Source organism: Sporosarcina sp. UB5, assembly GCF_050859005.1.
GTDB lineage: Bacteria > Bacillota > Bacilli > Bacillales_A > Planococcaceae > Sporosarcina.
Map to the genome: position 1 here is coordinate 2,510,858 of NZ_CP125984.1, position 12,727 is coordinate 2,523,584.

The following is a 12,727-nucleotide window of genomic DNA, read 5'->3' on the forward strand; positions in this document are numbered from 1 at the left end:
TTTTCGGTATAATCAAAATGTAAGCGTTAACAACAAGGGGGATGGGAAGAATGAATTTTGACTTGACGGATGAGCAGCAGATGATCAGGAAAATGATCAGGGAGTTTTCCGATGAAGTCGTTGCGCCAGGAGCGATTGAAAGGGATCGGACAAAGGAATTTCCAATCGACATATTCAAACAGCTTTCTGAAATGGGAATGATGGGGTTGCCGTTCCCTGAAGAGTATGGGGGAGCAGGGGCGGATACAATTAGCTTTGCAATCGTAACTGAAGAGCTGAGCCGAGGGTGCGCTTCTACTGGCATTACATACTCTGCTCATATTTCTTTAGGGGGTGCGCCGATACATCTGTTTGGAACGGAGGAGCAGAAGAAAAAATTTTTGACGCCGATATGTACAGGGGAGTCATTCGGCGCATTTGGGCTCACTGAACCGAATGCGGGATCTGACGCCGGGGGGACGCAGACGACTGCAAGAGAAGAAGATAATAATTTTGTCATCAATGGATCGAAAGTATACATTACGAATGCGAGCTATGCGAAACATTTGGCGCTTACAGCAATTACCGGAAATATTGAAGGAAAAAAAGAGATTAGTGCCATTATCGTGCCGACAGATGTAGAAGGATTCACGATTATCGACAACTATGAAAAGATGGGATTGAATGCGTCGAATACGACAGAATTAGTGCTCGACAACGTTCGAGTCCCAACAGAGAACCTTCTTGGCAATCGTGGCGATGGCTTTAAGCAGTTTCTCGTCACGTTGGATGGTGGAAGGATTGGAATTGGAGCAATGGCTGTAGGGATTGCACAAGCCGCTTTTGATAGAGCATTGAAGTATTCGAAAGAGCGGAAGCAGTTTGGCAAGGCGCTTTCCGAATTTCAGATTACGCAATTCAAGCTTGCTGATATGGCGATGAAAATTGAATTAGCTAGAACGATGGTTTACAAAGCAGCTTGGTTGAAAGATCAAGGACGTCCGTTCACGAAAGAAGCGTCCATGTGCAAACTTTATGCTTCAGAAATTGCGATGGAAGTTGCCAATGAAGCAATTCAAATTCATGGAGGTTACGGCTATATGAAGGAGTATGAAGTCGAACGTTATATGAGAGATGCGAAGCTTCTTGAAATCGGCGAAGGGACATCTGAAGTACAACGAATGGTTATTGCTAGACAACTAGGTTGTTAGTCAAAATGAAAGGGTGTCTGTTTCGCGAGTAGCCAGTCATTGTAGCCGAAAGGTATGAAGAAAGTATGTCTAAATTGTCACAAATAGCTAAATATATTGTGATAACTCTTCCAGTTTACACCGGGATACAGTACAATAATAGATGTGCACTGTATATACATTTACAGAATAAATCCTGGTGAAGGAGGGTAATTCGATGAAAAACAATCCTGTAGTGCCTTATATCCTAATTTTCGCGCTAGGATTAGGACTTATTTTCTTCTTGTCCTTATACGGTCTTGATCAGAAAAAAGAAATTGCTGCATCGAATGAGGATGGGAAAACTGAAGAAACGAACCAAGGTGCAGTTGCATCCGGGGATTTCGATCCTGAGTCATTTATTCAAGGACAATGTATTACTTGTCATGGCGGTGACTTGACTGGTAGTGCTATGGCACCAAGTCTTGTAGGTTTGACAAAGTCCCAAGATGAAATTCATGACGTTATTAAAAATGGTTCGGGTATAATGCCACCATACGGAAGCCAGCTCCAAGACGAGCAAATTGACCAATTGTCAGAGTATATCCTATCACTTAAATAAGAGTTTAAAAGCCATCGGAACTGTTCTTACATGTCCCGATGGCTTTTTCAATTCTGGAAAAGATGTTGAAAATCGCTTACAATAGGAATATTGGAAAGGCGGGGATCAATTGAATTCCGAAAAATTATCATTAAGGCTCGTAGCGGTTGCATCGTTTGTCGAGGAAGGAGCCATCCTCGCTGATATTGGAAGCGATCATGCTTATTTGCCGTGTTATTTAGTGAAGGCAGGAAAAATTACTAAAGCAATTGCTGGGGAAGTTGTAAAAGGTCCGTATGAATCCGCAGTGAAAAATGTCCGTAAGAAAGGACTTACGGATGAAATTACCGTCCGAATGGGGAACGGGCTAGAAGCTGTTCATGACAGTGATCGAGTTGATACTGTTACCATCGCTGGAATGGGTGGGCCGTTGATCGCTTCTATTTTAAGCGATGGCAACGAGAAGCTACACAATGTCAAACGGATTATTGCCCAACCAAATATTCATGCATCTTCAATCCGCGAGTGGGCCGTACAAAATGAGTGGAAAATTGTGGACGAGCATATTTTGAAAGAAGACAACAAAATATATGAAATTATTGTCCTTGAAAAGGGGCATGCAGAATATGACGAGCTCGAAATGCTCGTTGGACCTTTTCTACTAAAGCAAAAATCTGATGTTTTCATTGAAAAATGGAAGCGTGAATCTGATGAATGGAAACGGGTTCTCACATTTTTGGAAAATGCGGAAAGCACGAATGAAATCAATGAAAAAAAAGAATTATTACGGAAGAAAATCGAGTTGGTCGGAGGGATATTGACACGTTGAAGAAAGTAAATGGGTATGAAGTTATTAACCTTTTTGAACAATGGTCGCCAAAACGATTTGCAGAAGATTGGGATCCTGTCGGATTGCATATCGGCCAGTTGAACCGTCTAGTTGAAAAGGTCATTATTACACTGGATGTTAACGAAGCGGTCGTAGATGAAGCAATCGAAAAAGGTGCTAATTTGATCATTGCACACCATCCACCCATATTTCGCCCGATGAAACATATTTGGACAGATACACCTCAAGGGAGACTTATCGAAAAATGCATTAAACATGACATTTCCGTCTATGCAGCACATACAAATCTTGACGTCGCTCCTGGTGGAGTGAATGATTTACTCGCATCTCGTCTCGGTCTTGAAAACATCGAAGTGATGGAGCCGACAATTTCCGATCCACTCTATAAATTGGCGGTATTTTGCCCGGTTGAGCATGCGGATCAATTACGTGAAGTATTGGCACGCTCAGGAGCAGGTGCAATCGGGGAGTATGCAGGATGTAGTTTCACTTCTACTGGAATAGGACGGTTTACCCCGTCAGCAGGTGCCGATCCGTTTATTGGGGAAGTTGGGAAAATGGAAGAAGTTGCTGAAGAACGTATTGAAGTCGTGCTACCAGGTCCGTTACGATCAAAAGTGCTGAAATCGATGTTGGCAGCTCATCCGTATGAAGAACCTGCGTATGACTTTTTTGTTCTCGATCAACGGACGGAAGAATATGGTCTTGGTAGAGTAGGGGACTTAAAAGATGCTATGGAGCTTAAGGAGTTCGCTCAATTCGTCAAAAAGGCTCTGGACGTTCCGGCTGTTAGAATTGTTGGAGATCCGTCAAAGCCCGTCCGTAAGATCGCAGTCCTTGGTGGCAGTGGTAGTAAATATATAAAGGCAGCAAAGCGAAAAGGAGCAGACGTGTTCGTTACCGGCGATATGGACTTCCATACTGCCCAGGAGGCGGAGCTGATGAATCTTGCCATCGTCGATCCAGGTCATCATGTGGAAAAAGTGATGATTGAAGGGGTCGCAACGTATATGGCAAAAGTGTGCCACGAAAAAAGGTACGATGTTTCAATCATTGAATCGGAAATCGACACCGAGCCATTTCGATTCATTTGAATAAAAGAGGGCTGTTCCAGTCGATTAACGACAACGGAACAGCCCTTTCATTACGATACTAGTATTCTAAGTGAAGTTTTACTTCACTGTATACGGTTCGATTCGCTTGACCGGCTCAGGATTCTTGATTTTCGGCAAGATTCGCTCCAATTTGAATTTGCGTTCTGGAACATGAGTTGCAGGGTCTTCTGGATCGAAGCTTTCCAAGAAACTAATTACTTCACGGACAATTAACGTCGGCGTAGATGCTCCAGCTGTAACTGCAACCGTTTCAACACCTTGCAGCCAATCAATATTAATCTCGGAAACATCCGAAATTCTATAGGAAGGCGTATTTGCAATTTCAACAGACACCTGAGTTAACCGGTTAGAGTTATTGCTTTTCGGATCTCCTACAACGATTAGTAAATCCGCTTCTCCTGCCTGTTCTGCAACTGCTTCTTGCCTTACTTGAGTAGCAAGGCAAATTTCCTTGTGTACTTCAATATGAGGAAACTTCTCTTTTAGTGCATCCATAATATGGGCTACATCCCATTGGCTCATTGTTGTCTGATTTGTGACAAGAAGTTTGTCGTTATTCAACTCAAGCTCATCGACATCTTCAAGTGTTTCAATTAGATGGACGGCATGTGGCGCTACACCGATCGCTCCTTCAGGCTCGGGATGGTACTTCTTTCCGATATAAATGATATCGTAACCTTCAGCAGCCTTTTCCTCAATTAGGTCGTGAGTGACGGTTACATCTGGGCATGTTGCGTCAATGGAAACGAGTCCTTTACGTTTAGCTAGCTCCCTTACTTCTGGCGATACGCCGTGGGCAGTGAAAATGACAGTTCCGGTTTCTACTTTTTCAAGGATCTCCAACCGGTTCTCTCCATCTAATGTAATAATACCATCTGCCTCAAATGCGTCTGTAACATGTTTATTATGAACAATCATGCCTAATATATAAATAGGTCTCGGCAAAGTTTTGTCGAGCGCTGCATTTCTCGCTATGACCATTGCATCGACAACCCCGTAACAATAGCCGCGCGGGGAAATCTTCTTTACTTTCATTTACTCCACACTCCTCTAAAGGGATCTGTATCTATTATAGCGGAGTGGGGCGTGTGTTTCAAAATTATAACTTGGGCGGTTGGAAGATCCTCGGATTAGAAGCACCTGCTTGCGCGGCGGAAGCTCCTGCCGATGCAGCTCCTGAAGCCGTAGTCCCTGCGGAAGGAAGCGATTGGAAACCTTTATATAATCTCCACATTGCAGGCAAGTTTTGAAACATCGGTGCAATCTGTTGGACAAGTGGCGCATATTGTTGTGCAGTATTTAAAAACCGATTAGCTGTTTGCATGTACATTTCCATTTTAGACGTGTTTTGAAATGGACTTTGCATAGATGTGCCGAATCGATTGCCCATCGGAGACCCTTGAAAAGGTTGTCTCGGCATATGGGAGAAGGTTGGTGGCGGCTGTTGGCCCTGGAATGGCTGCCTCATTGCAAACGGCGAGTTTTGCGTCCGTGCGAACGGATAGAAGGATTCGTACCTCATGGATAACCCCTTTCATTTGGTCATTGTGAACTTTCACTATCTATACTATGCGAAAATCACATACTGCGGAACGGAATCATGCTACAATAAGAATACGTTAGGAGGCATATGAATGTCGAAATTTACAGATTATCAATTTAAACCTTTTCTTAGGGAGGCTATTGCCCGTTTAGGGTTTGAACACCCGACACCAATACAGAAAGAAATGATTCCGTTGATCCTTAAAGGGGCCAACGCAATCGGACAAGCCCATACAGGAACAGGCAAATCGCACAGCTTCCTTATTCCAATCCTTGAGCGTTTGGATGAAGAGAAAGAAGAATTGCAAGCAGTCATTACCGCACCGACGAGAGAACTCGCTTTGCAGCTATATGACGAAATGAATAAAATGACAGCAGAAACAAGTATTAGAAGTTCGCTCTTAATCGGAGGAACGGATAAGCAACGTTCAATCGACAAGCTGAAATCGAACCCTCATATCATTGTAGGGACGCCTGGAAGGATTCGTGACCTTGCAGAAGAAGGTGCTCTAGCAATTCATACAGCATCTATTTTAGTTATCGATGAAGCTGACTTGGCATTCGACATGGGATTCATCGAAGATATCGATAAATTTGCATCGAAAATGCCGACAAATTTGGAAATGTATGTATTCTCAGCAACAATTCCAGAAAAACTGAAGCCATTTCTTTCTAAATATATGGAAAGTCCAATTCATGTACAAATTGGAAATAAAAAGCCGTTAACTGAAGGCATGAAATATTCGCTTGTTCCTGTTCGAAGCATGGACCGAAAGAAAAAACTTTTGCACATTTTAAATGCGATTAATCCATATTTGGCAATTGTCTTTACAAACACGAAACAAAATGCGGACGAGGTAGCTAATTACTTAGCTGATCATGGTATAAAAGCGGGAAGGATTCATGGCGATTTGTCACCTCGTGAACGTACGCGCATGATGAAACAAATTCGAGATCTTGAGTATCAATATATCGTTGCGACAGACCTTGCTGCACGCGGAATTGATATACCTGGTGTAAGCCATGTCATCAACTATGAATTGCCAGATGACTTGGAGTTTTTCATTCACCGAGTAGGTAGGACAGCACGTGCGGGTCTTGAAGGTATCGCGATTACGATGTATGAGCCTTCAGAAGACGATAAGATTGTTCAAATTGAAAAAATGGGCATTCCATTCATCCATGAAGACGTGAAAAAAGGCGAATGGGTTGAAGTGAAGGAGCGTCATGCCCGGAAAAATCGGGTTAAAGAGACGGATGAGCTCGATCGTAAAGCAGCATCATTTGTACGCAAGCCTTCAAAGGTGAAGCCTGGTTATAAAAAGAAAATGGCGAAAGATATAGAGAAATTCAAGAAGAGGGAAAGGAGATTGAAACGAAGAAATGACAAATGAGCAACGACTGTTACTAGGTTCACATGTATCGATGAGCGGTAAGAAGATGCTGCTAGGTTCCAGTGAAGAGGCGTTAAGTTATGGTGCCAATACGTTCATGATTTATACAGGGGCTCCGCAAAACACGCGGAGGAAGCCGATCGAAGAACTAAATATTGAAGAGGGTCTTTTGCACATGAAAGAGAACGGCATTTCTAACATTGTCGTTCATGCCCCTTACATTATAAACATCGGAAATACGACGAAGCCGGAGACATTTCGGTTAGGAGTCGATTTTCTACAGTCGGAAATTCAAAGGACAGCAGCTCTTGGGGCAGATCAGATTGTCTTGCATCCTGGGGCTCATGTTGGTGCCGGAGCGGATCAAGGGATTGCTAAAATTATTGAAGGATTGAACGAAGTGCTAGCTGACGATTCGAATGTCCGTATTGCACTTGAAACGATGGCTGGAAAAGGTAGTGAATGTGGCAGGAATTTCGATGAAATTGCGAAAATTATAGACGGTGTTCATAATAATGAGCGACTAACCGTCTGTTTTGATACGTGTCACGTCCACGATGCAGGCTATGATATCGTCAATGACTTCGATGGCGTGTTAAATGATTTTGACAAAATCATTGGGAAGGACAGGATTTCAGTCATCCATGTCAATGACAGCAAAAACGAACGCGGAGCTATGAAAGACCGTCATGAGAATATTGGGCATGGTTATATCGGTTTTGATGCGCTTAGCTATATCGTACACCATCCTGAATTCATGTCGATTCCTAAGATTCTTGAAACGCCTTTCGTCGGCAACGATGCAAAAAACAAGAAGGCGCCATATGAATATGAAATTAAAATGTTAAGAACAAAAACATTCCAAGCTAATCAACGGGAACTATTATTAGTCTAACTAAAAATCCCGCCAATTGGTCAATTCCATTGGCGGGATGTATTTTTGTAATTAGATCATATCCAAATATTGACGGAACAATTCTTCCCCTTTTTTCTCTCCGACAGCATACTTCACTTTTTTGATGAAGCTTTCAGGAACGCCGGTAAAAAGCCAGTGGAATGAAATTTCATCAAGCAATGGGCGTAGCGCCCTAATTTCATGGATTGTTAATTTAAGGCCGTAGGCATCGGCAAGTAACTTTGCCTCTTCATCACTTTTCATCTTTATTTCATTCAACATTTGCATGTAGTCCAAATTGCACCATTCCTTCTTAAATAGTTGTGTCTGACCGACTCTTACTATATACTTCTACTAGCAATCGTAATCGTTCCTGTTTACATTCATTCAAAAGAAAGGGATTTTACTATATGACAAATACGATAATTGAATGTACGAACGTCAATTTTCGATATGAGCATTCCACCGTTCTCGAAAATATTTCATTGGAAGTTAAGGAAGGGGAGTTCTGGGCACTTATCGGTCCGAATGGCTCCGGTAAATCTACGCTTATTAATATTATTTTAGGTTTGTTGAAAGCTGACCAAGGTACAGTGAAGTTGTTTGGTGAAAATGTAGATTCCTTCAAACAACGTGAACGAATCGGATATGTCTCACAAAAATCGAATTCATTCAATTCGGGCTTTCCTGCCACAGTTCTTGAAGTCGTTAAAAGTGGGCTCACTCGAAAGGTAGGATTATTTAAAAGCTTTTCGAAGCTCGATGAGCAAAAAGCATTGAATGCGTTGCGGATTGTTAAAATGGAGCAATTTGCAAATCAAAATATCGGTGAATTGTCCGGCGGTCAGCAGCAACGTGTGTTTATAGCACGAGCGTTAGTCGGCGAACCGGATTTATTGATCATGGATGAACCGACAGTCGGAATCGATCAGAAAAATGTAACTTCGTTCTATTCTATGCTCAATGAATTGAACCGTGAACATGGCATTGCGATACTGCTCGTTACGCATGAAATTGACCTTGTTACAGAACTGGCGACTCATGTAGCTTGCTTAAATCGATCGATTCACTTCCATGGCATTCAATCGGATTACAAGAAGATGAATGATGCTGACATATCATTATGGTACGGTCACCCTGTGCGGCGTGTCCATCAAGAACAGAAGGGGGTATGACCTTGATCAGCGCTTTATTCACATATGAATTTCTTCAAAATGCATTTTTATCCGGTCTGATCATTGGGGTAATAGCTCCATTGCTCGGCTTATTCATCGTAGTAAGGAGATTGGCACTCATCGCAGATGCGTTAAGCCACGTAGCATTGGCTGGAATTGCGGGAAGCCTTTATTTAAGCCAATCCGTAATTCTCTTTTCTGCATTGAATCCAGTATATTTAGGTATGGCGAGTGCAGTAGGTGGTTCATTATTAATCGAAAGACTGAGAGGTGCCTATAAGCATTTTGAGGAGCTCGCGATTCCGATTATCCTTTCAACAGGTATCGGTTTCGGAGCAATTTTCATTTCTTTGGCAAAAGGATTTGGATCTGATCTCGTTGGCTATTTATTCGGGTCTGTTTCCGCCGTGAGCAGGCAGGATCTTTGGATTATCGTTATTATTGCAATCTTCGTCATTACATTTATCCGGTTTTTTTACAAAGAATTATTTGCGTTGTCATTTGACAAGGAATACGCAAAAGTTTCGGGCATTAATGGGAAGGTCATTCAGATTATTTTCATGATCATCGTTGCACTTGTCATCGGTGCATCGATGCGGATTGTCGGGATCTTGCTCGTTTCTTCGTTAATGACGATTCCCGTTGCTGCTGCAATACAGTTAGCTAAAAGCTTTAAAGGAGCATTGCTCTATTCAATCGTCATCGGGGAGCTATCGGTCATTATTGGGTTATTTGCCGCATTCCATCTTGATATTGCTCCGGGGGGCACGATTGTCATTACGTCAATAATCATTTTACTACTTGTGCTAGGTTGGACTAAAATGAAAGGCAAACAGACTACCCGGAAGGTAAAGGGGGAATTTGCATGACGCTTGATGAGGCATGGCGCATTTTGCAGGAGCATCAATTTAAGAGGACTAAAAATAGGGAGACTATTTTGGAGTTTTTTTCGGACAATGATCGGTACTTAACTGCGATGGAAGTGCGAAATTTCATGGCTGTCGATAATCCTGGCATTAGCTTTGATACGATCTACCGCAATTTAACAACTTTTTCTGAGCTTGGTATTTTGGAAGAGACTGAGTTGAATGGTGAGAAGCATTTCAGAATGCAGTGTGATCATGGCGTCCATCATCATCATTTCATTTGCACGGCATGTGGCAAGACGCGAAATATCGCACATTGTCCAATGGATTCAATTCCGTTTACCCTTAAAGGCTATGAAGTCGAAGGGCATAAATTCGAGATTTACGGAAAATGTCCAGTATGTGTGGAACAATAAAAGGAGTAGGGGATATGACCCTACTCCTTTTTTAGTCTGCTTTTTCTTCAATTGGGAACAGCTGCTTAATCCACTTATTAGCTTCCTGCCAATTTGTCACTCGTATTACGCCTTCCGGAATCGGTTTGCGGTTATACGGAGTGTCAAAGAGCAGGACAGGGATGTCTAATTCTTCATGAATGTCGACGGCATTGTCATGTTTATCTTCAAAAAACGCATCGACATTATATTTTTTTGCTGTTTCAATCTTATAATGGCTACCAATTAGCTCGATATGATCATAAGGAATCGATTCCCGTTCAAACCAATTAATCGTACTTTCAGTAACATACTGATTTCGCGCTGAAATATAATACAGCTCGTAATGCTTCTGCCAATTAGAAAGAATAGCTTTTGCATATTGCTGTGCTGGGGAAGTTTCGTAAATCTTCTTTTCCGCTTGACGGTACCATTCATAAAACACTTTCTCGTCAACCGGGAAAGCTTTCGTCAAATCGTATTCCTTAATATCGTCTAAAGTTAGATTGCATCCAAATTGCGCATTAATATGTGGAATAAGGGAAGTAGGACATGTGACGGTTCCATCGATATCAATGCCAAATCGGATTTTACTCATTTGTAGCTCCGCTTTGAAGAAGCAGTTCTTCTTGACGTTTCTTTTCAAAATACTCTTCCGCAAGTTTATCGATTTCAATTTTCAGTTCTTCTACCATCGTTTCCTCAGGAACTTTACGAACGGTTTTCCCTTTCATGAAGAGCAAGCCTTCGCCACGTGCACCTGCAATCCCGATATCCGCTTCACGTGCTTCACCCGGACCATTCACCGCACAGCCTAAAACTGCGACTTTTAAAGGCGCTTTTATAGTAGATATATATTCCTCAACTTCATTTGCAATTGAAATTAAATCAATCTCAATACGTCCGCAAGTAGGACAAGAGATAAGTGTTGCTGCATTGGAAGATAGCCCGAACACTTTTAACAGTTCACGTGCCACTTTCACTTCCTGTACAGGATCCGCACTCAATGAAACACGTAGCGTATTCCCGATGCCGGCCGATAGCAATGTACCGAGCCCCGCTGCACTTTTGATGGATCCAGCAAACAATGTGCCAGACTCGGTTATTCCGAGATGCAGTGGATAATCGAATGCAGCTGCAGCTTTCGTATACGCTTCAACAGCCAAGTTAACATCTGAAGCTTTCAATGAAACGATAATATCGTAAAAACCGAGATCTTCCAATATTTTAATATGATGCAAAGCACTTTCGACCATGCCGTCTGCAGTCGGATAACCGTACTTTTTAAGTATATGCTTTTCAAGTGAGCCGGCATTTACACCGATTCTAATTGGAATGCCTTTTTCTTTTGCTGCTTTGACGACAGCTTCTACTTTTTCCTGACGACCGATATTGCCCGGATTGATCCGTATTTTATCTGCGCCTTGTTCAATTGCAATTAATGCTAACTTATAGTCGAAATGGATATCGACGACGAGAGGGATGTTAATCCGCTTTTTAATGGCGCCAATCGAGTTTGCCGCTCTTTCATCTGGACAAGCTATGCGGACAATTTGACAACCCGCTTCCTCAAGACGTAGAATTTCTTCCACTGTTTCCTCTACGTCATGCGTTTTTGTCGTCGTCATACTTTGGATGAACAGTTCGTCACTTCCTCCGATCGTCAAATTGCCGACTCGGACTGGACGTGTTTTAGCTCTGTGAATGATTTCACTCATGGATAAATTCTCTCCTTAAAAAACTCATAACTGTCTTCTATTTTAGCAATCATTCAGATGAAAAGACAAGGGTACAGCTTAAAACATCTTCAACTACAATTATCTCGTACTATTTTCGACAGTGGAAGTTCGACGGTTAGTCCCCCAATAATTTCTTGGTTTCGAAGATGTGGATTTAGGGAATAAAAAATTGATAACCGTTCAACAAATGTAATATCAGGATCAGGGTACATTGAAAACAGGGACTCAATCGTGTCGCCTTGAATCGTCGTCACATGAATCGTTTTACTTGTCATCTCTTCACACGGTTGATCATTCCCGAAAAATGATGCGAAAGGGATTGTCCCATCCCCTAAGTCGATCCGGATAATATGAAAGGTGAGAAAAAGAATTACAGCTACGAATAAAGTGCGCATAAACATTCCCCCTTCCCACACAATATGCAGGAATTCGGAAAGTATTCATCGAGCCGCCTTTGGATAATACTTGAGAGCAATGATTAAATAACCGATATGGATTAGGGACGATAAGATGATGCCGGAAGTTTCAAGAACTTGAAAGAAATCAAGAAAAATCGTTAGCAGCAATGGAATAGTAATGGCGATGGCTGTTGTCCGCCATATAAAACGATACTCCACACGCCTTCTCATTAATTTGCCAATCCAAATGCCGATCGTTGCGAAGATGCTTATTCTAACAAATACGTAAAACGTTGCAATGATGAATTGGAAAATAAACGCCATAGGATAAATGAGTGCGCCAATTGCCTCACCATACTCCGTAATCTCAAGGGAAGTCTCGAACAAATCGGTATCACCAATTAGGAAGCGGGTGAATGAAATTAATGTCATAATTAAGATGAATAGGAAGGCATAACGGATTACCCGACCAATTGGAAGCAGTCGGAATGCTGCTAGTTTTTTCGGGTCACGGACCGATGCCGAAAATAATTGATGGAGCTTCAAAATGGGACCTCCTTTACTTACTAA

At 42.1% G+C, this 12,727-nt stretch carries 16 protein-coding genes; 9 read left to right on the top strand and 7 right to left on the bottom strand.

Going from position 1 to position 12,727, the window contains the following annotated elements:
* Positions 1–50: 50 nt before the first annotated feature.
* The 4 genes from QM454_RS12635 to QM454_RS12650 all read left to right on the top strand — a co-directional run bounded on the left by QM454_RS12635 (position 51) and on the right by QM454_RS12650 (position 3,693).
* Positions 51–1,190 carry an acyl-CoA dehydrogenase family protein gene (locus tag QM454_RS12635; protein WP_432358565.1) on the top strand — a complete coding sequence of 380 codons (1,140 nt, stop codon included), beginning with the start codon at positions 51–53 and terminating at the stop codon, positions 1,188–1,190.
* A gap of 196 nt (positions 1,191–1,386) precedes the next feature.
* Positions 1,387–1,770, top strand: coding sequence for a c-type cytochrome (locus tag QM454_RS12640; protein ID WP_432358567.1), 384 nt, complete (start codon positions 1,387–1,389; stop codon positions 1,768–1,770).
* Between the two features lie 109 nt (positions 1,771–1,879).
* Positions 1,880–2,578, top strand: a complete 699-nt coding sequence (locus tag QM454_RS12645; protein WP_432358569.1) for a tRNA (adenine(22)-N(1))-methyltransferase — start codon at positions 1,880–1,882, stop codon at positions 2,576–2,578.
* Positions 2,575–3,693 (top strand): Nif3-like dinuclear metal center hexameric protein, encoded by a 1,119-nt coding sequence (locus QM454_RS12650; protein ID WP_432358571.1) that lies wholly within the window; start codon positions 2,575–2,577, stop codon positions 3,691–3,693. Before QM454_RS12645 ends, QM454_RS12650 begins: the two co-directional genes overlap by 4 nt.
* 78 nt (positions 3,694–3,771) lie before the next feature.
* Here QM454_RS12650 and QM454_RS12655 read toward each other — a convergent pair whose 3' ends face one another.
* Positions 3,772–4,749 carry a 4-hydroxy-3-methylbut-2-enyl diphosphate reductase gene (locus tag QM454_RS12655; RefSeq protein WP_432358572.1) on the bottom strand — a complete coding sequence of 326 codons (978 nt, stop codon included), beginning with the start codon at positions 4,747–4,749 and terminating at the stop codon, positions 3,772–3,774.
* A 64-nt stretch (positions 4,750–4,813) separates the two neighbouring features.
* A complete protein-coding gene (vrrA, locus tag QM454_RS12660) occupies positions 4,814–5,236 on the bottom strand; it encodes a VrrA/YqfQ family protein (RefSeq protein ID WP_432358574.1) in 423 nt (140 codons plus the stop codon).
* 112 nt (positions 5,237–5,348) lie between these two features.
* Here vrrA and QM454_RS12665 point away from each other — a divergent pair, with 112 nt between their 5' ends.
* Both QM454_RS12665 and QM454_RS12670 read left to right on the top strand, forming a co-directional pair.
* Positions 5,349–6,650, top strand: coding sequence for a DEAD/DEAH box helicase (locus tag QM454_RS12665; RefSeq protein ID WP_432358576.1), 1,302 nt, complete (start codon positions 5,349–5,351; stop codon positions 6,648–6,650).
* 7 nt (positions 6,651–6,657) lie between these two features.
* Complete coding sequence (locus QM454_RS12670) at positions 6,658–7,545, top strand: deoxyribonuclease IV (RefSeq protein WP_432363999.1); 888 nt, start codon at positions 6,658–6,660, stop codon at positions 7,543–7,545.
* A 51-nt stretch (positions 7,546–7,596) separates the two neighbouring features.
* Here QM454_RS12670 and QM454_RS12675 read toward each other — a convergent pair whose 3' ends face one another.
* On the bottom strand, positions 7,597–7,842 hold the full coding sequence (locus tag QM454_RS12675) for a hypothetical protein (protein ID WP_432358578.1): 246 nt from the start codon (positions 7,840–7,842) through the stop codon (positions 7,597–7,599).
* Positions 7,843–7,955: 113 nt separating this feature from the next.
* Between QM454_RS12675 and QM454_RS12680 the strand changes: the two genes are divergently transcribed.
* The 3 genes from QM454_RS12680 to QM454_RS12690 are packed head-to-tail and all read left to right on the top strand — an operon-like array spanning position 7,956 to position 10,002.
* The gene (locus tag QM454_RS12680) at positions 7,956–8,720 is read left to right on the top strand and encodes a metal ABC transporter ATP-binding protein (protein WP_432358580.1); all 765 of its coding nucleotides are present in this window, start codon (positions 7,956–7,958) and stop codon (positions 8,718–8,720) included.
* Positions 8,721–8,722: 2 nt separating this feature from the next.
* Positions 8,723–9,589, top strand: a complete 867-nt coding sequence (locus QM454_RS12685) for a metal ABC transporter permease (protein WP_432358582.1) — start codon at positions 8,723–8,725, stop codon at positions 9,587–9,589.
* Positions 9,586–10,002, top strand: a complete 417-nt coding sequence (locus QM454_RS12690) for a Fur family transcriptional regulator (protein ID WP_432358584.1) — start codon at positions 9,586–9,588, stop codon at positions 10,000–10,002. The genes QM454_RS12685 and QM454_RS12690 overlap by 4 nt, the downstream gene beginning before the upstream one ends.
* Positions 10,003–10,033: 31 nt before the next feature.
* Here QM454_RS12690 and QM454_RS12695 read toward each other — a convergent pair whose 3' ends face one another.
* From QM454_RS12695 to QM454_RS12710, 4 genes are all read right to left on the bottom strand, one after another.
* Positions 10,034–10,618 (bottom strand): 5' nucleotidase, NT5C type, encoded by a 585-nt coding sequence (locus tag QM454_RS12695; protein WP_432358585.1) that lies wholly within the window; start codon positions 10,616–10,618, stop codon positions 10,034–10,036.
* On the bottom strand, positions 10,611–11,738 hold the full coding sequence (gene ispG / locus QM454_RS12700; protein WP_432358586.1) for a flavodoxin-dependent (E)-4-hydroxy-3-methylbut-2-enyl-diphosphate synthase: 1,128 nt from the start codon (positions 11,736–11,738) through the stop codon (positions 10,611–10,613). Before ispG ends, QM454_RS12695 begins: the two co-directional genes overlap by 8 nt.
* 89 nt (positions 11,739–11,827) lie before the next feature.
* Positions 11,828–12,154 carry a hypothetical protein gene (locus QM454_RS12705; RefSeq protein WP_432358588.1) on the bottom strand — a complete coding sequence of 109 codons (327 nt, stop codon included), beginning with the start codon at positions 12,152–12,154 and terminating at the stop codon, positions 11,828–11,830.
* Positions 12,155–12,199: 45 nt separating this feature from the next.
* On the bottom strand, positions 12,200–12,703 hold the full coding sequence (locus tag QM454_RS12710) for a DUF1189 family protein (RefSeq protein WP_432358590.1): 504 nt from the start codon (positions 12,701–12,703) through the stop codon (positions 12,200–12,202).
* Positions 12,704–12,727 lie beyond the last annotated feature (24 nt).